This is a genomic window from Streptomyces sp. NBC_01257 (assembly GCF_035917255.1).
In the GTDB taxonomy this organism is placed as follows: Bacteria; Actinomycetota; Actinomycetes; order Streptomycetales; family Streptomycetaceae; genus Streptomyces.
This window is the reverse complement of sequence record NZ_CP108472.1, coordinates 4,059,229-4,078,747: the sequence shown is the minus strand read 5'-3', so window position 1 is coordinate 4,078,747 and position 19,519 is coordinate 4,059,229. Positions and strand designations below refer to the sequence as shown.

Genomic DNA, 19,519 nt, shown 5'->3' with positions numbered 1-19,519 from the left:
GTTCGCCCGTAGCGGAGGGAACCCGCGTACGCCGCATGGACTGTCTGTAATTGCGGGTAAGACATCCCTAGTGGGGAGGGGCGACACGCAAGCCACCGGACGTCTCACGTTCGCCATCGGCGTACTGGCGATAGGGGTATCTGCCTGGCCTGCGGGAACATCGTCTCGCACCATCGGGTTGGAGCAGTTGTCGGCGTTCGGGGCAGCAGATCCCCCGGGAAGCAGGGCCGGGTGTCGGCAGTTGAAATGAGCGGTCCCCGCTTGCGGGACTAAGCTGCGGAAGGACAGGGAGGGGACCGACCCCTTACTGCCTGACCGCTCTGAGGAGCGATTAACGATGTTCGAGAGGTTCACCGACCGCGCGCGGCGGGTTGTCGTCCTGGCTCAGGAAGAAGCCCGGATGCTCAACCACAACTACATCGGCACCGAGCACATCCTCCTGGGCCTGATCCACGAGGGTGAGGGTGTCGCCGCTAAGGCCCTGGAGAGCCTCGGGATTTCGCTCGAGGCGGTCCGCCAGCAGGTGGAGGAGATCATCGGTCAGGGCCAGCAGGCCCCGTCCGGCCACATCCCCTTCACTCCCCGAGCCAAGAAGGTCCTGGAGCTGTCGCTCCGCGAGGCCCTTCAGCTCGGCCACAACTACATCGGCACCGAGCACATCCTGCTCGGCCTGATCCGCGAGGGCGAGGGCGTCGCAGCCCAGGTCCTCGTGAAGCTGGGCGCCGACCTGAACCGGGTCCGCCAGCAGGTCATCCAGCTGCTCTCCGGGTACTCGGGAGGCAAGGAGGCCGCCACAGCCGGCGGCCCCGCGGAGGGCACGCCCTCCACGTCCCTGGTGCTCGACCAGTTCGGCCGGAACCTCACCCAGGCCGCTCGTGAATCCAAGCTCGACCCGGTCATCGGGCGCGAGAAGGAGATCGAGCGGGTCATGCAGGTGCTGTCCCGCCGTACGAAGAACAACCCGGTCCTCATCGGCGAGCCCGGCGTCGGCAAGACGGCGGTCGTCGAGGGCCTGGCGCAGGCCATCGTCAAGGGCGAGGTGCCCGAGACCCTCAAGGACAAGCACCTCTACACCCTCGACCTCGGTGCGCTGGTCGCGGGCTCCCGCTACCGCGGTGACTTCGAGGAGCGCCTGAAGAAGGTCCTCAAGGAGATCCGCACCCGCGGCGACATCATCCTGTTCATCGACGAGCTCCACACCCTGGTGGGTGCGGGCGCCGCCGAGGGCGCGATCGACGCGGCGAGCATCCTCAAGCCCATGCTGGCGCGAGGCGAGCTCCAGACCATCGGTGCCACCACGCTCGACGAGTACCGCAAGCACCTGGAGAAGGACGCCGCTCTCGAGCGCCGCTTCCAGCCCATCCAGGTCGCGGAGCCGTCGCTGCAGCACACCATCGAGATCCTCAAGGGTCTGCGCGACCGCTACGAGGCCCACCACCGCGTGTCCATCACGGACGAGGCGCTGGTCCAGGCCGCGACGCTGGCCGACCGGTACATCTCGGACCGCTTCCTGCCGGACAAGGCGATCGACCTGATCGACGAGGCCGGTTCCCGGATGCGCATCCGCCGGATGACCGCGCCGCCGGACCTCCGCGAGTTCGACGAGAAGATCGCGGGCGTGCGCCGCGACAAGGAGTCGGCCATCGACTCCCAGGACTTCGAGAAGGCGGCGTCTCTCCGCGACAAGGAGAAGCAGCTGCTGGCGGCGAAGGCCAAGCGTGAGAAGGAGTGGAAGGCCGGCGACATGGACGTCGTGGCCGAGGTCGACGGCGAGCTCATCGCCGAGGTCCTCGCCACCGCGACCGGCATCCCGGTCTTCAAGCTGACGGAGGAGGAGTCCTCCCGTCTGCTGCGCATGGAGGACGAGCTGCACAAGCGCGTCATCGGCCAGAAGGACGCCATCAAGGCCCTCTCGCAGGCGATCCGCCGTACGCGAGCCGGTCTGAAGGACCCGAAGCGCCCCGGTGGCTCGTTCATCTTCGCCGGTCCGTCCGGTGTCGGTAAGACCGAGCTCTCCAAGACGCTCGCCGAATTCCTCTTCGGTGACGAGGACGCGCTGATCGCCCTCGACATGTCGGAGTTCAGCGAGAAGCACACGGTCTCGCGTCTCTTCGGCTCTCCCCCCGGTTACGTGGGTTACGAGGAGGGCGGCCAGCTCACCGAGAAGGTGCGCCGCAAGCCGTTCTCCGTCGTCCTCTTCGACGAGGTCGAGAAGGCCCACCCCGATATCTTCAATTCCCTGCTCCAGATCCTGGAGGACGGTCGCCTGACCGACTCCCAGGGCCGGGTCGTGGACTTCAAGAACACGGTCATCATCATGACGACCAACCTCGGGACCCGGGACATCTCCAAGGGCTTCAACCTGGGCTTCGCGGCCCAGGGCGACGTGAAGACGAACTACGAGCGGATGAAGACGAAGGTCAACGAAGAGCTCAAGCAGCACTTCCGGCCCGAGTTCCTCAACCGTGTCGACGACACGGTCGTCTTCCACCAGCTCACCGAGGAAGACATCATCCAGATCGTCGACCTCATGCTCGCCAAGGTGGACGAGCGGCTGAAGGACCGCGACATGGGCATCGAGCTCAGCGCGGAAGCGAAGTCGCTCCTGGCGAAGAAGGGCTACGACCCCGTGATGGGCGCCCGGCCGCTGCGCCGGACGATCCAGCGCGAGATCGAGGACATCCTCTCCGAGAAGATCCTCTTCGGTGAGCTGCGCCCCGGTCACATCGTGGTCGTCGGCACCGAGGGCGAGGGTGAGGAGAAGAAGTTCACCTTCCGTGGCGAGGAGAAGTCGGCTCTGCCCGACGTCCCTCCGATCGAGCAGGCGGCAGGCGGCGCCGGCCCGAACATGACGAAGGAAGCGTGACAGGCGCCTAGCGCCCGAGCGTCCGAAGGGGCGGCCCCGGACCGGTTCACACCGGTCCGGGGCCGCCCTTTTGCTGTGGCCCTTTGCTGTGCCCCTGTCGTGGCCCTTTGCTGCGGAGTGCAGCGTGACGGCACGCGTCACGGAGATGTCCCGGTCGCGTCGGCTCCGGCTAGCCCCTGCCCGCTCCCGCTCGCGTCGGCTCCGGCCGGACCCACGCCCGCTCCCGGCCCGTTGCCGCGGACCGCACACCACACCGGCAGCGGGAAGCTGTGCCGGGCCTGCAACGACGGCAGCGGCGACTGCGGCGGTGGAACCTGGCGACGACGGGGGCGCCAAGCGGCTCGTGGCCCTGCACGCGAAGCAGGTATCCGGCCTGCCCGTCATGCAGGGGGAGGCCGCGGGGCGGCGATCGGTTGCAGGCCGAAGGTCCCGAAACGGACAGCCCTTGGTCCCACCGCCGGTGACAAGGCGCACAGCCCATTTGAGGCCTACTAGGTGCCTTAGGAGCAACGGGCATGATCGCGGGCGGGACCTTCGGCCCTGCGCCCGGCGGGACCTTCAGGGGTTTGGGGTGAACTGCCCGGATGGCGGGGCTGTGTCCGTTTAGGGCGGGTTCGAACTGGGGTTAAACCTGTCCGGCCGAAGACTTCCGGCTGTGCGCGGAGGCCGCCGTCCGGGACCGTCGGCGGCGAATTCCCCGGGCTCCGGCTACGGCTTTTCTTCGTAGATAGGGGGTTTGAGCACCGGCGGGGGTCCGGGTTACCAAGGAATGGCCAGCCCGGCACGAACGCCGGGTCCAGTCATCTCCGGAGGTCTTCCGCTTATGTCGAAGCGCGTTACGTTCCAGTCCCGCCGCCCGTCCGCTTCCCGTGTCCGTGGCGCCGTGGTGGCAGCCGGCCTGGGGACGTCGATGGTTCTCGGTGCGGGCGCTGCGTTCGCGGCCGGCACGACGGGTACCACCGGCGCCGCGAGCCTGGCGAGCACCACCACCGCCGACTCGGTCGCCCAGCAGGCGGTCGCGCAGGGCAAGGCGGCCAAGCACGCCGCGGCGAAGAAGGCCGAAGCGGCCAAGAAGAAGGCCGCGGCCAAGAAGAAGGCGGCCGCCAAGAGGGCCGCGAAGCTCGGCTGGGAGACCCCGGTCCACCACTACGAGCTGAGCGCCAGCTTCGGCAACGACGGCAGCCGCTGGTCGCACAAGCACTCCGGCCAGGACTTCGCCGTGCCGATCGGCACCAAGGTCGAGGCCGCGCACAAGGGCACCATCGTGAAGGCCGGCCCGAACGGCGGCGGCGACGGTCCCGCGTACGGCAACGCCATCGTGATCAAGCACAGCAACGGCACGTACTCCCAGTACGCGCACCTCTCGAAGATCAAGGTGCACATCGGCCAGCACGTGAAGAAGGGCCAGAAGATCGCCCTGTCCGGCAACACCGGCAACTCCAGCGGCCCGCACCTGCACTTCGAGATCCGCACCACCCCGAACTACGGTTCGGCGGTCAACCCGGTCAACTACCTGCACAAGGAGGGCGTCTCGGTCTGATCCGACCGCGACACCACCCCCTGTCGGGGGACGCTACTGGGCGGAACCCGGGTCATGGGCCCGGGTGACCAGTTCGACGGCGACTTCGAGGACGGCCTTGCGCTTGTCCTCGGGGTCGCCTTCGACGTCTCTCAGCGCGAAGATCCCGGCGTGCATCGTGAAGAGTGCGCTGAAGCAGCGCACCTGATCGGTGAGCGGGGCGTCGGGATCCTTGATCAGGTCGACGAGTCCCAGGATCCGGCCCTTGATCGTGTCGCCGATACTCAGGTCGCGCACGGTCGCCTGGTTCTCCTGCATGAAGCGGAAGAGCGGGGCGGCGCCGGCCAGCGCGTCGCTGTAGCGGCTGAGGATCTCCTTCTTCGTCTCCAGGGTGCGCAGCTGTGTCGCGCCCCAGGCGATCAGCTCCTCGATGGGACGGTTGAGGTCCTCGAAGATGCTGACGAGGATGTCTTCCTTGGTCTTGAAGTGGTAGTAGAGCGCTGCCTTGGTGACGTCGAGGTGCTCCGCGATCTCGCGCAGCGAGGTCTTCTCGTAACCCTGCTCGGCGAAGAGCTCCAGAGCGACGTCCTGGATGCGCTGACGGGTGTTGCCCCGGCGCGGCTGTGGCGTGCTGCCCATGGCTGCTCTCCCAATAAAACGTACTTGACGCCCGGCTAGTTACGGGGTTACTTTCCCCTAGTGTAGTCAACTAGCCGGGCGGCAAGTAAGTGGTCCGGTATCGGGGATCTGGGGAGTTGGGGAACATGGCGGACCTGATGAAGGCGGCGGACAGGAAGGCGGACGACGCCTCGTCCGGACCGGCGGGAAAACCGGGGCCGCAGCAGCGCAGCGTCCGGGTGGTGGTGCTCGCCCTGATGATCGCCATGCTGCTGGCCATGCTCGACAACCTGATCGTCGGCACCGCGATGCCGACCATCGTCGGTGACCTCGGCGGTCTCGAACACCTCTCCTGGGTCGTCACCGCCTACACCCTGGCCACCGCGGCCTCCACCCCCATCTGGGGCAAGCTCGGCGACATGTACGGGCGCAAGGGCATCTTCCTCACGTCCATCGTGATCTTCCTGATCGGCTCGGTCCTCAGCGGCATGTCCCAGGACATGGGCCAGCTGATCGGCTTCCGGGCCGTGCAGGGCCTGGGTGCCGGCGGTCTGATGGTCGGTGTCATGGCGATCATCGGCGATCTCGTGCCGCCCCGTGAGCGCGGCAAGTACCAGGGCATGATGGCCGGCGTGATGGCGATCGCGATGATCGGCGGACCGCTGGTCGGCGGCACCATCACCGACCACCTCGGCTGGCGCTGGAGCTTCTACATCAACCTGCCGCTGGGCGCCGTCGCCCTGGCCATGATCACCATCGTGCTGCACCTGCCCAAGCGGGATCGCACCAAGGCGAAGGTCGACTACCTCGGCGCCGGACTGCTGACGGTCGGCATCACCGCGATCGTGCTGGTGACCACCTGGGGCGGCTCGGAGTACGACTGGAACTCCGCCGTCATCATGGAGCTCATCGCCATCGGCGTCGCCTCGCTGGCCGGCTTCGTCTTCGTGGAGACCAAGGCCGCCGAGCCGATCATCCCGCTCCACATCTTCCGCAACGCCAACTTCACCCTGATGTCCGTGGTCGGCTTCATGGCGGGCTTCGTGATGTTCGGCGCGGTGCTCTACCTGCCGCTGTTCCAGCAGTCCGTCCAGGGCGCGTCCGCGACCAACTCCGGACTGCTGCTCCTGCCGATGCTGCTGGCGATGATGATCGTCTCGCTGGTCGCCGGCCGGATCACCACCAGCAGCGGCCGCTACAAGATCTTCCCGATCGTGGGATCGATCCTGATGGTCACCGGACTCTTCCTGCTCTCCACCATGGACACGGGCACCAGCCGGTTCACCTCCGGCGTCTACATGGCGGTGCTCGGCGCGGGCATGGGCTTCCTGATGCAGATCACGATGCTCGTCGCGCAGAACAGCGTCGAGCTGAAGGACATGGGCGTCGCCTCGTCCTCCACCACCCTGTTCCGTACGCTCGGCAGCTCCTTCGGTGTCGCCATCATGGGCGCGCTGTTCACCGGACGGGTGAGCGACGAGATGGCCGCCCGCGGTGGCGCGGGCGCCACCATGCACGGCGCGCAGCTGGACGCGGCGAGCCTGGCGAAACTGCCGGTGCCGGTGCGCGAGGCGTACGAGTACGCGGTGGCGTCCGGTACGCACATCGCCTTCCTGGTCGGGGCCTCGGTCGGACTCATCGCCCTGGTGGCGGCGGTGTTCGTCAAGGAGGTGCCGCTGCGGGGAGCCGGCCCGGAGTCCGCCCCGGTGACCGACGCCGCCGTCTAGCCTCCGGCCTGTGAAGGGGCCCCGGGACGCATGCGTCCCGGGGCCCCTTCCTGCTGTACGGAAGCTCAGCGGCCCGGCCGCTCCCCGCCACGCAGATGCGCGTCATCGCCCGCGGCCGGGCGGCGCTGCTCGGCCAGCTGCAGCATCGGGTAGCTGCCCGTGTCGGTCGGTGCGTGCTCGGGCAGCCACAGGACGGCGATCGCGCCGCCCGCGCCCTCCGCTGCGCCCTCGGGCGCCGCGTTGCGGAAGGTCAGCCGGGCACCGAGCACCCGGGCCTGACCGGCCGCGATCGTCAGCCCCAGCCCGTGCCCGTGCCCGGCCCGGTCGGTGGATCCGGTACGGAAGCGGCTCGGCCCCTCCCGCAGCAGCGCCGCCGGGAACCCCGCACCGTGATCGCGGATGCGCACCACCCGGCCCTCGACCGTGACCTCCACCGGCGTGGAGCCGTGCTTGGCTGCGTTGCCCAGCAGATTGCCCAGGATGCGCTCCAGCCGGCGCGGATCGGTGCTGACCCACGACTCGTGGACCACCTGCACCCGCACCTGCGGGTCCAGCAGCGCCACCCGGCGGCCGACGAACTCGCCCAGCGCGATCTCCTGCAGCTCGGCCCGCTCGGACGCGCTGTCCAGCCGGGCCACTTCCAGTACGTCCTCGACCAGCGTGCGCATCGCCTGCGCCCGGTCCCGTACGAGCTCGGTCGGCCGCCCGGGCGGCAGCAGCTCGGCAGCCGTCAGCAGCCCCGTCACGGGGGTGCGCAGCTCGTGCGCGATGTCCGCGGTGACCCGGCGCTCGGCCTCGATCCGCTCGTTCAGCGCGTCCGTCAGGGCGTCCACCGCGCCGGCCAGCTCATCGGTCTCGTCCCGGACGACCCCGCCGACGGCGTCCCTGACGCGTACGTCCGTGTGGCCCTGCGCGACCTTCCCCGCCGCGGCCGCCGCCTTGCGCAGCCGGCGCGAGAGCTGGCCGCCGATCAGCACCCCCAGCGCGGAGCCGCCGAGGACCACCGAGACCGAGCCGATGATCAGGGCCCGGTCCAGATCGCCCATGATCGTGGTGGACCGGTCGGCGAACCGGGTGTGCAGCGAGAGCACGTCACCGTTGGCCAGCGGTACGGCCGCCCACACGTCGGGCACCCCGCCGCCGTCCTCGACGTGCGTCGCGCGCCGGTTGCGCCGGGTCTCCTGGCGCAGGCTCTTCGGCATCGTCGGATCGTTGAGCTTCGCGCCGAACCGCGGATCGGCCTTCTTCGTCTTCGTCGCCTCGTACAGCAGCTGGGCGTAGGTCAGCCGCTCCAGCTGGACCTCGCGCGCGTTCTCCAGCATCGAGACCCTGGCGGCGTTGTGCACGACCAGGCTCAGCGCGACCGCGATCAGGGCGCCGACCGACGCGATCGCGATGCTGATCTTCCAGCGGACGCCCGTCCGCAGGGCCAGGCGCCTCATGCCCTGAGCTTGTAGCCGAAGCCGCGGACCGTCTCGATGCGGTCCTGGCCGACCTTCGTGCGCAGCCGCTGCACATGGACGTCCACGACCCGGGTGTCACCGCCCCAGCCGTAGTCCCAGACCCGCTCCAGCAGCTTGTCCCGGGAGAGCACCGTGCCGGGCGCGGACGAGAACTCCAGCAGCAGCCGCATCTCGGTCGGGGTCAGCGCCACCTGCTCGCCGCCCCTGCGGACCTCCATGCCCTCGGTGTCGATCTCCAGGTCACCGAAGACCAGCACACCGCCCTCGGACTGCGCCGGGGCCTCGCCGCCCGCACCGCTGCCCGACGCATGGCCGAAGCGGCGGAGCACGGCCCGGATCCTGGCGACCAGGACCGCACCGTCGAACGGCTTGGTGACGTAGTCGTCGGCACCGGCCTCCAGGCCGAGCACCACATCGATCGAGTCGGCCCGCGCCGACAGCATGATCACGGGAACGGTCGACTCGTCCCGGATGCGCCGGCAGAGGCTGACCCCGTCCAGGCCCGGCACCATCACGTCGAGCAGCGCGATGTCGGGCCGGTCGGCCCGGAACGCCTCCAGGCCGCTCAGGCCGTCGGGCATCGCGGTGACCACGAAGCCGTCCCGCTCCAGCGCCAGCTGGGTGGCCTCGCGGATGACGTCGTCGTCCTCGACGAACAGGACATGGGTCTCGGCCATCGGACTGCTCTCAGTTCTTCGTCGGTGCCGCGGGCTCCGGGAAGTCCCCTTCTCCGGCTCCGACGGCTCTGTTGAAGTCGTTGTGCACCCGGTCCTGCTCACTGAACCGGCTGCTCGCCCAGTGGTACGTGACCACTTCCTCGCCCGAGGGGTAGGCGACCGCGTCCTTCTTCCCGTACACCTGGGTCGTCACCACCAGATCACCGCGGTCGATGGTCCCGTAGACCGCGGGCTGCTCGATGGCGAACACGTTCTCGTACCTGCCGTCGGGCCGGGGCCGGTACACGTACGTGCCCACGCCCACCGAGTCGCCGCAGGTCATCACGTTCACCACGACGTCGGCGGAGGGGCCGCCGGTCAGGCTGCCGTACGAGGTGTCCACCGGGTACTCGTCACCGGTGCACGGCCTCAGGTCCGTCCGGACCCGCTCGCTGACCTTGGTGTCCGCCTTGAGCAGGCTCACGGCGTCGACCCGGGGCGTCGGCTTCGCCGTGGAGGGTGTGGTGGAACTGGGAGTGACCTGGGCGACCGGCTGGCTGCCCGCAGGCCCCTCGTCACGCGTGCCCGTGCCGCCGGTGGAGCAGCTGACGGCGAACAGCCCGAAGACGGCGAGCCCGGCCAGAGCCGTACTGCTCGCCGCCCAGCCCGCCGGCCGGCGTCCCCGCCCGCCGCCGGCCCCGCCCCCCGTGGGGCCTCCGGTGACGCCGCCGGCTCCTGTGCCGCCGTCGTCACCGCTGCCTGTCAGGCCGCGCACCGCTCCCGCCCCCGCTCGTCGTGACGCCCCTCCCGGGGCGCCCCTGCCTGTGTCCGCGACCGTGCCGGCCGACGGGCCGCCACGATGCGGCCGGCCGCAGCGCGGTCCCGGTCCTCCCGGATCCGGTCCTCGCGGCCCGCCGCTTCCCTGCTCTCCAGCTCCTGGCGCAGTCGCGCCAGCGCGCGGTGCAGCGTGCTCTTCACCGTACCGGCCGACATGCCGAGCGCCGCGGCCGTCTCCTCCGTGCTCATCTGCTCCCAGTGTCGCAGCACGACCACGCTGCGCTGCTTGGGAGCCAGGACGCCGAGTACGTCCATCAGCAGGGCGCGGTCGGCGCGCTGCTCGGTGCCGTCCTCGACGCTGGCGTCGGGGAGCTGCTCGGTGGGGACCTCGTCCAGCTTGCGCGCCCGCCACCACTCGGTGCGGGTGTTGATCATGACGCGGCGCAGATAGGCGTCGGCGAGGGACTTGTCGGCGATGCCGTCCCAGCGGCCGTAGGTGCGGGCCAGTGCGGTCTGCAGCAGGTCCTGCGCGTCCACGGGATCGGGGACCAGCCGGCGCGCACTGCGCAGCAGTGCGTCCTGCCGGGTACGTACGTACTCCTCGAAGCCGAGCACCTCGCCCTGCGCCATTACAACCGCCTCCGTCCCCGTGAAACCCCGTAGAACCACCGTCAGCCGCTGGTCATCGGGCTGACGTCGGTGACGCTACGGAGCTGTTGTCACGAGGCTGTGCGGAGCAGCCGTACGCGGACGCACGGCTGTCCATCGGTTGTGTAACAGCGCAGGGAGGAGCGGGACAAAGGCCCCGCGGGGACCGTCACCCGGCGGGCGGGAGGCCCGCCGGGCCGGTCGGGTCAGGTCAGCGGCAGCCGGTACTGGCCGCCGGCCAGCGGTTCGACCAGACCGTCGGCGACCAGGCCGTCGAGCGCGCGGGCCCGCTGCACCGGCTCCTCCCAGACCGCGTCGAGTGCCGACTGCGGTACCGGCGTCACCGACTCGCGCAACACCGCGAGGAGCCTGCCGCGCACCTGCCGGTCCGTACCGGCGTAGGTCTGGCCGCGGCGCGGGGGCCCCTGGTGCGCGGGCTTCCCGGCCAGCCGCCAGGCGCACTGCCCGGAGATCGGGCAGCGCGTGCAGTCCTCGTTCTTCGCGGTGCAGACGAGGGCCCCGAGCTCCATCGTCGCGGCGGCCCACTGTGCCGCCTGCTCGTCCTCCTCCGGCAGCAGCGCCCTGGCGAGTTTGCGCTCGGCCGCGGTGGTCGCGTTCGGCGGGTACTGGATGCCGCTCGCGGCCCGGGCGAACACCCGGCGGACGTTCGTGTCGAGGACGGCGTGCCGCTGCCGGTAGGCGAACGAGGCCACGGCCGCCGCCGTGTACTCGCCGATGCCGGGCAGGGCGAGCAGCTGGGCGTGCTCGCTCGGTACGTCTCCGCCATGGCGTTCCGCTATTGCCTGGGCGGCCCCGTGGAGGCGCAGCGCTCGCCGGGGGTAGCCGAGCCGGCCCCAGGCGCGGACGGCCTCGCCGGGCGGCTCCGCCGCGAGGTCGGCGGGGCGCGGCCAGCGGGCCAGCCACTGCTCGTACACCGGGAGGACCCGGTTGACGGGGGTCTGCTGCAGCATGAACTCGCTCACCATCACACCCCAGGCGCCCGCTTCGGGGCGGCGCCAGGGCAGATCGCGGGCGTGCTGGTCGAACCACCCGATCACAGGGGTGTGGAGGGAGGCGGGGGGCGTCTGTGTCGCAGTCGTGGCAGTCATCGCACCGACGATCCTGGCACGGAAGGGCAGACGGACGTCACGGGTACGGGGGTGTCGCCCCGCAGAAGAGCCCTTGGAGTGATAGGGCCACCCCTCTGTCCCGCGCCCCACCGGACCTGCGCTCCGGCAAGTGGCGGCACGCCCCGCGAGCCGTTGCGGCAACTGGCCCCATGACGGGCGAACGGTCCGGGCCGGCCGGTCGCGCACCGCTGTCACGTACCGCTGTCGTGCGAACGCCGAGGGTGTCCGCGGGGGAGTCCGGAGCGGGAACAGGCCGTCCCGGGATGATGATCCGCAAATTCGGCGGCCCATGGCGGCGGGTGGGGCGGGAGTTGGCGCTGTTCTCTCGTACAGTTTGCGCCGTGGGATCTCTGCGTAATCCGATCGGTCCGCTTCCCTCCACCATCTACTGGCGACGGAGGGCGGTAGCGGCGACGCTGATTGCGCTGCTCGCGTTGCTGATCGTATGGGCCGTCACGTCCGGTGGCGACAAGGGGAATCACGACGACTCGCGGCCACCCGGCTCGGGTCCGACCGATTCGATCACTCCCGGTCCCTCCGGTTCCGGACCGGCGATCAGTGAACAGCCGGGCGGAGGCGGCGAGTCGGGCGGCTCCGGCGGCGACGACGGCGGAGGCGGCGGAAGTTCGGACGGCGGTGCGGGCGGCTCCGGCGGCTCAAGCGGAACGGGCAGCGACGGCAACGGCGCGGGCACGGACGGCGGTTCCGGCTCCGGCGGCGGAGCGGGCGGTACGGCCGGCGGCAGCGCCGGACAGCAGGTCCCGGCAGGCTCCTCGCTCCCCGACTGCGTGCCCGCCACGCTGCGGCTGACCCTCAAGACCGAACTGCGCTACGGACCCGACGAGAAGCCGAGGTTCCGGCTGATCGCCGAGAACACCTCGTCGACCGCGTGCAAGGCCGACTTCGGCCCGAAGGCCGCGGTGCTCACCATCACGGAGGCCGGCGGTGACGACGAAGAGGTGTGGTCCTCGAAGGACTGCCCGCGCAAGGCGGCGGCCGTGTTCCTGAAGGTTCCGGCGGGCGCGACCGTCGAGCACGCCGTCGAGTGGGACCGCGCGAAGAGCGCCCCGAAGTGCGCGACGCCGCCCGCGGGGAAGGCCGGACCGGGTACGTACCTGGTCGAGGCGAAGGCGCCGGGAGAGCCCGTGCAGCGCGCCTCGTTCGTCCTCGCGAAGGACTGACGGGCCCGGAAGGGCCGGCGGGGCGCTCGCGAGCGCCCCGCTCGTGCGTACCGCCCTACACGTACCGTTCGAGGATCGACGACTCGGCCAGTCGCGACAGCCCCTCGCGCACACTGCGCGCCCGGGCCTCGCCGACGCCGTCCACCGTCTGGAGATCGTCCACGCTGGCCGCGAGCAGCTTCTGCAGACCGCCGAAGTGCTCCACCAGCCGGTCGATGATCGCCCCGGGCAGCCGCGGCACCTTCGCCAGCAGCCGGAAACCGCGCGGCGACACCGCCGAGTCGAGGGTCTCCGGGGAGCCGCTGTACCCCAGCGCCCTTGCCACCACCGGGAGTTCGAGCAGCTCGGTGTGGGACAGCGCGTCCAGCTCGGTGAGCGCCTCCGCCACCGTGCGCGAGCGCTTCGCCGTCGGCTCCGGCACGTAGTCGCGCACCACCAGCTCGCGCTCCGGCTCGACCCCGGCGATCAACTCGTCAAGCTGGAGCGAGAGAAGGCGGCCGTCGGTCCCGAGCTCCACCACGTACTCGGCGATCTCGGTCGCGATCAGCCGGACCATCTCCAGCCGCTGGGCGACCGCCGTCACGTCCCGGACCGTCACCAGGTCCTCGATCTCCAGCGCGGAGAGCGTGCCCGCGACCTCGTCGAGCCGGAGCTTGTACCGCTCCAGCGTGGCGAGAGCCTGGTTGGCCCGGGAGAGGATCGCGGCGGACTCCTCCAGGACCCGGCGCTCCCCGTCCACGTACAGCGCGATGAGGTGCATCGACTGCGAGACGGAGACCACGGGGAAGTTGCACTGCTTGGAGACTCGGTCCGCCGTGCGGTGGCGGGTGCCCGTCTCCTCGGTGGAGATCGAGGCGTCCGGGACCAGCTGGACGCCGGCCCGCAGGATCTTGGTCATGTCCTTGTCGAGGATCAGAGCCCCGTCGAGCTTGGCGAGCTCACGCAGCCGGGTCGCGGTGAATTCCACGTCCAGCACGAAGCCGCCCGTGCACATCGACTCGACGGTCTTGTCCATGCCGAGCACGATCAGGCCTCCGGTGTTGCCACGGAGGATGCGCTCCAGGCCGTCCCGCAGGGCCATTCCGGGCGCGACGGCGGTCAACGAGGCGCGCATCAGCGCCTCGTTACCGGTGCCTTGGCCGGACTTTCCGGGCGATGCTGCCCGGTCGCTGGCTGCCACTGCACTCCTCCGGTCACAGGTTTGCGGTGCCCTTGGGCCTCTTTGTGGATCATGCCGGGCTCGCGGTTTCCGGTGTGTACCGGACCCCGTCCCCGGCCCGGCCTGATCCGGACGAAAGACCCTGTGTCCCTCATACCGTTCGTACGGACGGGCGAGACCAGGGCAAAGTCTACCGGCGTGCGCCGTCCTCCTGTGGGGCCTGTGCACGAGAGCGGCGCGGGAGCACCCTGAGCGCGTCGCCCATGTTGGCGACTTCCGTGACCTTCATACCGGCCGGGACCTTCCCCGGATCGGTCGGAACGAGCGCGTGGGTGAAGCCCAGACGGTGTGCCTCGGCCAGTCTGCGCTGGACCCCCGTGACCCGTCTGACCTCGCCCGCGAGACCCACCTCGCCGATCGCGACCAGGTTCTTGGGCAGCGGTGTGTCGCTCGCCGCACTGGCCAGCGCGAGGGCGATCGCGAGGTCCGCGGCGGGCTCCGAGAGCTTCACCCCGCCGACCGTCGCGCTGTAGATGTCCCGCTTGCCCAGCGAGCTGATCCGGCCGCGCTGCTCCAGGACGGCCAGCATCATCGAGACGCGGGACGTCTCCAGACCCGAGGTGGTGCGCCGGGGCGAGGGGATCTGGGAGTCGACGGTGAGCGCCTGGACCTCGGCGACCAGGGGCCGCTTGCCCTCCAGGGTCACGGTCAGGCAGGTGCCGGGCACTGGCTCGTCACGCCGGGTGAGGAAGAGGCCGGAGGGGTCGGCGAGGCCGGTGATGCCCTCGTCGTGGAGCTCGAAGCAGCCGACCTCGTCGGTCGCCCCGTAGCGGTTCTTCACGCCGCGCACGAGCCGCAGCCGGGCATGGCGGTCACCCTCGAAGGACAGCACCACGTCGACCAGGTGCTCCAGCAGCCGCGGCCCGGCGATCGCGCCGTCCTTGGTGACATGGCCGACCAGCAGGGTCGACATGCCCCGCTCCTTGGACGCGCGGATCAGCGCCCCCGCGACCTCGCGGACCTGGGCCATGCCGCCGGGCGCGCCGTCGATCTCGGGGGAGGCGACCGTCTGTACGGAGTCCAGGACCAGCAGCGACGGCTTGACCGCGTCCAGATGGCCGAGAACCGCGGACAGATCGGTCTCCGCCGCCAGATAGAGATGGTCGTTGATCGCCCGGATCCGGTCGGCGCGCATCCGGACCTGACTGGCGGACTCCTCGGCGGTGACGTAGAGCGTGCGGTGCTCCTCGCTCGCCGCCTTGGCCGCGACGTCCAGCAGCAGCGTCGACTTCCCGACGCCCGGCTCGCCCGCGAGCAGCACCACGGCACCGGGCACGAGACCGCCCCCCAGCACCCGGTCCAGCTCGCCGACACCGGTCGAGCGGGCGGTGGCCTGCCGACTGTCGACCTGGCCGATGGGGAGCGCGGCGGTGGAGACGCGGCCGGCCGCGGTGGTGCGGACGGCGGGGGCGCCGCCGAACTCCTCGACCGTCCCCCACGCCTGGCATTCGGGGCAGCGGCCGAGCCACTTGGCGGTCGTCCAGCCGCATTCGGTGCAGCGGTAGGACGGCCGGTCCTTCGCGGATTTCGTACGGGTGGCCATGGCGCCACCGTATAGGTGAGGTCGGACAGCGGAGCCCGGCGCGGGCCGCGGCGGGGAGCGGGCAGCGGCTCCGGGGCGCCGCGGACGGAATCCGGACAGGGGTACCGAGGGCGTCACGGGCGGAATCCGGACAGCGGATCCGGGGGCGGAATCGCGGATTCCTGTCCCTTATTGAGCGATACGTTCACCCGTAAGGGTTAAAAGTGTTCAAGGGGTGCGAGACGTATGCCCCGCGCTGCCTACGGTCGCAAGGTGACGAGCAGCAGGCTGGAGACCCCCACGAACACCCCCGGCGCACACCGGGGGCAGCGCCGCGCGCCCCATCCGTCGCCGAAGCAGCCGCCCGCCCGTTACGAGCCGCATCTCGACGGCCTGTTCACGTACTGCCTCTCGGTGCTCTGCGATCACGACGCCGCCACCGAGGCCCTGGGCAGTGTGCTCGCGCTGGCGGAGCGGCAGGGCGGGCGCTGTCCCACCGGCGAGGAGGAACGTAAAACCTGGCTGTACGCGCTGGCCAGGTGGATGTGCCTGCGCAAGCTCACCGAGCAGAAGCAGGGCCGCCAGGCGCACCGCAGGTCCGACGGGCCGCAGGCGCGCAGGAAGCAGCCCACTGACGAGCACCGCGGCCCGGTCGCACCGCCGGCCCGCGCGGTCCGGCGCACGCCCCCCGCCGCACACGCCCCGAAAACCCCGGCCGCACCACCCCTCACCCCGTCCGCGCCCCGGCCGGCCGGCTCCCCGCCCCCCGGCCCCGCGGGCAGCCCCGCGGCCGTCGAGGCGCACCGCCGCGAGCTGGCCCAGCTGGCCTGGCCCGAAGCGGCGGGCACCACCCCCGAACAGCGCGAGGCCCTGGAGCTCGCCGTGCGCCACCGGCTCACCCCGCGCGCCGTCGCCGCCGTCCTCGGGCTGGAGCTCGCCACCGCCCGGGAGCTCCTGGCCGCGGCCGCCTGCGAAGTGGAACGGACCAGGGCCGCCCTCGCCGTAGTGGAGACGGGCAACTGCCCCACGGTCGGCCGGCTCACCGGCGACCACCGCGTGCTGCTCTCCGCCACGCTGCGCCGCGAGCTCGTACGGCATGTGGACGACTGCCCGCGCTGCCGCCGCGCGGCCGAGCGCGCCGACGCCCAGGGGCCCTGGCCGGGGGCCGCCGTCACCCCCGCGGCCGCGCTGGCCGTCGTCGAGGCGCCGCGCCCCTCCGCCTATGTGGCGATGATGCACGCGCAGAAACATCAGAAGAATCGGTCCGCCACCCCCCGGTTCGACCGCACGGGCTTCCCGATGGACCCGAAGGACCATGCCGCGCGCCGGGACCGGCTGCGGTCGAGGGTCATGACGACGACGGTCGTCGCCACGGTCGTCGCCGCTCCGGTGATCGCCCTGTGGTCCGCCTACCGGGGCGCGCCGCTCACCGGCGAGGGCCACGACGGCTCGGCGGTCACCGCGACCGAGGCGGACGACGGGCGGGGGGACGACCCCTACGGCCACTACGAGAACGCGGGCAACGCCCGCCCCGAGCCGGGCCCCGTCTTCACGGACGGCAGCGGGCTCCCGGACGTCTCGGCCGAGGTCATCAGCGTGGACGCGGCCCCGGGCCGGGACGGCACCGCGGCCGGCCGCCTCACCGTCGAGGCCCGCTCGTCCGGCGGCACGACGACGATCACCCTCACCGCGTCCAAGGCGGGCCCGGTCACCTGGTCGGCCGGTACGGGCCAGACCTGGCTGCGGCTGAGCAGCACGTCGGGGAAGCTCGCCCCCGGCGGCAGCATCACGATCCGCGTCCTCGTGGACCACGCCCGCGAGCCGGCCGGACGCTGGACGGCACGGATCGTCGTCGCCCCGTCGGGGTCGGTCGTGGCGATGCGGGGGTACGGGGGACGGACGACGCCCCCCGGAGTCCCGTCGCGGCCCCCGCTGCCGGGCACTCCGGCGCATCCGCACCCGCCGGTCCCCTCCGACCCGACCCCGTCGGACCCGGATCCCACACCGACCCCCACACCCGATCCCACGGGCAGCACCCGGCCGCCGACGGACCCGGGCGAGCCGAGCCCGTCCCCGGACCCGACCGACTCCCCGTCCCCGTCCGACCCGGGCAAGGGCCCGAGCACCCCGCCGGCCGCCGACTGACGGACCCGCCACCCCCGGGGCGGCGGGCCCGCAGGCGTTACGCGGGGTCCGCCGGGTGCGGCGCCATCGGCAGCAGCGACGAGAGCCGCTCCTCGCACAGCTCGACCAGCCGGTCGTACGCCTCCTTGCCCATCAGCTCGGTGAGCTCGGGCCGGTAGGACACGTACACCGGCTCCCCGGCACCGTGCGCCGACGTCGCCGACGTGCACCACCAGTGCAGGTCGTGACCGCCCGGGCCCCAGCCCCGGCGGTCGTACTCACCGATCGTCACCTGGAGCACCCGGGTGTCGTCGGGCCGGTCGATCCAGTCGTACGTACGCCGGACCGGCAGCTGCCAGCACACGTCCGGCTTGGTCTCCAGGGGCTCCTTGCCCTCCCGCAGCGCCAGGATGTGCAGCGAGCAGCCGGCACCGGCGGCGAAGCCGGGCCGGTTCTGGAAGATGCACGAACCCTCCCAGCGCCGCGTCTGGCGCTCCCCGTCGTCATCGGTCTGGACCCAGCCCGACTCCGTACCCACGTCGTGGAACTGCCACAGGTCGGGGGTGAGCCGGGCCACGTTCCTGGCCACCCGCTTCTCGTCGTCCTCGTCCGAGAAGTGGGCGCCCAGGGTGCAGCACCCGTCGTCCGCGCGACCGGCCTGGATGCCCTGGCAGCCGCTGCCGAAGATGCAGGTCCAGCGGGAGGTCAGCCAGGTCAGATCACACCGGAAGACCTGTTCGTCGTCGGCCGGGTCGGGGAACTCCACCCAGGCCCGTGCGAAGTCGATCCCCGTCTCGTCGGACCTGTCCGGTCCCGCTGTCTCCGGCTGCTGCATCTCCTGCTTCGTTCTCTGCTTCTTCGTGACTTTGCCCGGCTTCGCCTTTTTCGTCTTTGGCACGGGCCAAGAGTAAGACCGACCGGCGCATGGGCGCGGCGTCGCGGGGCTGGGCACGCGCATCTGCCGCGTTGTCGTCCATCACCAGGGCTCCGCCGGGCCTCGATCCTCCGTCCCGCAGCTGCACGCACCCGGCCCCGCTCCTTCACCCACCCCCATGCGCCGGGCAGTCTGCTCCGCGGCCGCAGTAGCGTTCTGCGCATGAGACTCGGAGTCCTCGACGTGGGGTCGAACACGGTTCATCTGCTGGTGGTCGACGCGCACCCCGGCGCCCGCCCGCTGCCCGCGCACTCGCACAAGGCGGAGCTGCGCCTGGCCGAACTCCTCGAAGCGGACGGGGCGATCGGCCCGCTCGGCGTGGACCGGCTGGTGGCGACGATCGCCGGCGCCCTCCAGGCCGCGGAGGACAAGGGCTGCGAGGACGTGCTCGCGTTCGCCACCTCCGCGGTACGGGAGGCGAGCAACGCCGACACGGTGCTGGCCCGGGTGAAGGACGAGACGGGCGTCGACCTCGCCGTCCTCAGCGGCGCGGAGGAGGCCCGCCTCACCTTCCTCGCCGCCCGCCGCTGGTTCGGCTGGTCCGCGGGCAAGCTGCTGGTCCTGGACATCGGCGGCGGTTCGCTGGAGATCGCGTACGGCATCGACGAGGAGCCGGACGCCGCCGTGTCCCTGCCGCTCGGCGCCGGCCGCCTCACGGCCGGCTGGCTGCCGGGCGATCCGCCGGACCCGGCCGAGGTGAAGGCGCTGCGCCGGCACGTACGGGCGCGGATCGCCCGCAGTGTCGGCGAGTTCACCCGCTTCGGCCGCCCCGACCACGTGGTGGCGACCTCCAAGACCTTCAAGCAGCTCGCCAGGATCGCGGGCGCGGCACGGTCCACCGAGGGGCTCCACGTACAGCGCACCCTCAGCCGCAAGGCCCTGGAGGAGTGGGTGCCGAAGCTGGCCGCGATGACGGTCGAGGAGCGCGGGAACCTGCCGGGCGTCTCCGAGGGCCGGTCCGCCCAGCTGCTGGCCGGCGCGCTGGTCGCGGAGGGCGCGATGGACCTCCTGGGCGTCGAGGAGCTGGAGATCTGCCCCTGGGCGCTGCGCGAGGGAGTCATCCTGCGCCGCCTGGACCATCTGACGTCCACGGAGGACGAGGCCCTGAACTGAGAAGGCCTCCAGCCGCCATGGC

General features: G+C 71.3%; 15 protein-coding genes. 6 read left to right on the top strand and 9 right to left on the bottom strand.

Annotation, left to right across the window (positions count from 1 at the left end; translation table 11 throughout):
- Positions 1-337 precede the first annotated feature (337 nt).
- Together OG408_RS17415 and OG408_RS17410 are read left to right on the top strand one after the other, a co-directional pair.
- Complete coding sequence (locus OG408_RS17415; protein WP_266780022.1) at positions 338-2,866, top strand: ATP-dependent Clp protease ATP-binding subunit; 2,529 nt, start codon at positions 338-340, stop codon at positions 2,864-2,866.
- Positions 2,867-3,689: 823 nt separating this feature from the next.
- Positions 3,690-4,406, top strand: a complete 717-nt coding sequence (locus tag OG408_RS17410) for a M23 family metallopeptidase (RefSeq protein ID WP_266780021.1) — start codon at positions 3,690-3,692, stop codon at positions 4,404-4,406.
- 33 nt (positions 4,407-4,439) lie between these two features.
- Here the strand turns inward: OG408_RS17410 and OG408_RS17405 are convergent, their stop codons facing one another.
- Complete coding sequence (locus OG408_RS17405) at positions 4,440-5,024, bottom strand: TetR/AcrR family transcriptional regulator (RefSeq protein WP_326670701.1); 585 nt, start codon at positions 5,022-5,024, stop codon at positions 4,440-4,442.
- Positions 5,025-5,149: 125 nt separating this feature from the next.
- Here OG408_RS17405 and OG408_RS17400 point away from each other — a divergent pair, with 125 nt between their 5' ends.
- Positions 5,150-6,730, top strand: coding sequence for an MDR family MFS transporter (locus OG408_RS17400; RefSeq protein ID WP_326670699.1), 1,581 nt, complete (start codon positions 5,150-5,152; stop codon positions 6,728-6,730).
- Between the two features lie 65 nt (positions 6,731-6,795).
- On the opposite strand, the gene cseC is transcribed toward OG408_RS17400, so the two are convergent.
- The 5 genes from cseC to OG408_RS17375 form a co-directional block, all read right to left on the bottom strand.
- Positions 6,796-8,172 (bottom strand): two-component system sensor histidine kinase CseC, encoded by a 1,377-nt coding sequence (cseC, locus tag OG408_RS17395; RefSeq protein ID WP_266780018.1) that lies wholly within the window; start codon positions 8,170-8,172, stop codon positions 6,796-6,798.
- Complete coding sequence (cseB, locus tag OG408_RS17390) at positions 8,169-8,870, bottom strand: two-component system response regulator CseB (RefSeq protein WP_266780017.1); 702 nt, start codon at positions 8,868-8,870, stop codon at positions 8,169-8,171. Before cseB ends, cseC begins: the two co-directional genes overlap by 4 nt.
- 10 nt (positions 8,871-8,880) lie before the next feature.
- Positions 8,881-9,624: a hypothetical protein gene (locus OG408_RS17385; protein WP_266780016.1), complete on the bottom strand. Its 744-nt coding sequence runs from the start codon at positions 9,622-9,624 to the stop codon at positions 8,881-8,883.
- Positions 9,612-10,256, bottom strand: a complete 645-nt coding sequence (locus OG408_RS17380) for a SigE family RNA polymerase sigma factor (protein ID WP_266780015.1) — start codon at positions 10,254-10,256, stop codon at positions 9,612-9,614. The genes OG408_RS17385 and OG408_RS17380 overlap by 13 nt, the downstream gene beginning before the upstream one ends.
- A gap of 224 nt (positions 10,257-10,480) precedes the next feature.
- Positions 10,481-11,383 carry an A/G-specific adenine glycosylase gene (locus OG408_RS17375; RefSeq protein ID WP_266780014.1) on the bottom strand — a complete coding sequence of 301 codons (903 nt, stop codon included), beginning with the start codon at positions 11,381-11,383 and terminating at the stop codon, positions 10,481-10,483.
- Between the two features lie 404 nt (positions 11,384-11,787).
- Between OG408_RS17375 and OG408_RS17370 the strand changes: the two genes are divergently transcribed.
- A complete protein-coding gene (locus OG408_RS17370) occupies positions 11,788-12,585 on the top strand; it encodes a hypothetical protein (RefSeq protein WP_326674554.1) in 798 nt (265 codons plus the stop codon).
- Between the two features lie 55 nt (positions 12,586-12,640).
- Here OG408_RS17370 and disA read toward each other — a convergent pair whose 3' ends face one another.
- Positions 12,641-13,765 (bottom strand): DNA integrity scanning diadenylate cyclase DisA, encoded by a 1,125-nt coding sequence (gene disA / locus OG408_RS17365; RefSeq protein WP_266780013.1) that lies wholly within the window; start codon positions 13,763-13,765, stop codon positions 12,641-12,643.
- A gap of 169 nt (positions 13,766-13,934) precedes the next feature.
- Positions 13,935-15,347 carry a DNA repair protein RadA gene (gene radA / locus OG408_RS17360; RefSeq protein WP_326670695.1) on the bottom strand — a complete coding sequence of 471 codons (1,413 nt, stop codon included), beginning with the start codon at positions 15,345-15,347 and terminating at the stop codon, positions 13,935-13,937.
- A gap of 252 nt (positions 15,348-15,599) precedes the next feature.
- On the opposite strand from radA, the gene OG408_RS17355 reads away from it, so the two are divergent.
- Positions 15,600-17,471, top strand: coding sequence for a hypothetical protein (locus OG408_RS17355; protein ID WP_266780011.1), 1,872 nt, complete (start codon positions 15,600-15,602; stop codon positions 17,469-17,471).
- A 37-nt stretch (positions 17,472-17,508) separates the two neighbouring features.
- Here the strand turns inward: OG408_RS17355 and OG408_RS17350 are convergent, their stop codons facing one another.
- Positions 17,509-18,348: a hypothetical protein gene (locus OG408_RS17350; RefSeq protein WP_266780010.1), complete on the bottom strand. Its 840-nt coding sequence runs from the start codon at positions 18,346-18,348 to the stop codon at positions 17,509-17,511.
- A gap of 198 nt (positions 18,349-18,546) precedes the next feature.
- Between OG408_RS17350 and OG408_RS17345 the strand changes: the two genes are divergently transcribed.
- On the top strand, positions 18,547-19,497 hold the full coding sequence (locus tag OG408_RS17345; RefSeq protein ID WP_266780009.1) for a Ppx/GppA phosphatase family protein: 951 nt from the start codon (positions 18,547-18,549) through the stop codon (positions 19,495-19,497).
- The last annotated feature ends 22 nt before the right edge of the window (positions 19,498-19,519 follow it).

Coding starts and splice junctions, on each gene's coding strand:
- OG408_RS17380 (WP_266780015.1), bottom strand. CDS start 10,256: ATGGCGCAGGGCGAGGTGCTCGGCTTCGAGGAGTACGTACGTACCCGG.
- OG408_RS17375 (WP_266780014.1), bottom strand. CDS start 11,383: ATGACTGCCACGACTGCGACACAGACGCCCCCCGCCTCCCTCCACACC.
- radA (WP_326670695.1), bottom strand. CDS start 15,347: ATGGCCACCCGTACGAAATCCGCGAAGGACCGGCCGTCCTACCGCTGC.
- OG408_RS17410 (WP_266780021.1), top strand. CDS start 3,690: ATGTCGAAGCGCGTTACGTTCCAGTCCCGCCGCCCGTCCGCTTCCCGT.
- OG408_RS17345 (WP_266780009.1), top strand. CDS start 18,547: ATGAGACTCGGAGTCCTCGACGTGGGGTCGAACACGGTTCATCTGCTG.
- cseB (WP_266780017.1), bottom strand. CDS start 8,870: ATGGCCGAGACCCATGTCCTGTTCGTCGAGGACGACGACGTCATCCGC.
- OG408_RS17400 (WP_326670699.1), top strand. CDS start 5,150: ATGGCGGACCTGATGAAGGCGGCGGACAGGAAGGCGGACGACGCCTCG.
- OG408_RS17415 (WP_266780022.1), top strand. CDS start 338: ATGTTCGAGAGGTTCACCGACCGCGCGCGGCGGGTTGTCGTCCTGGCT.
- OG408_RS17405 (WP_326670701.1), bottom strand. CDS start 5,024: ATGGGCAGCACGCCACAGCCGCGCCGGGGCAACACCCGTCAGCGCATC.
- cseC (WP_266780018.1), bottom strand. CDS start 8,172: ATGAGGCGCCTGGCCCTGCGGACGGGCGTCCGCTGGAAGATCAGCATC.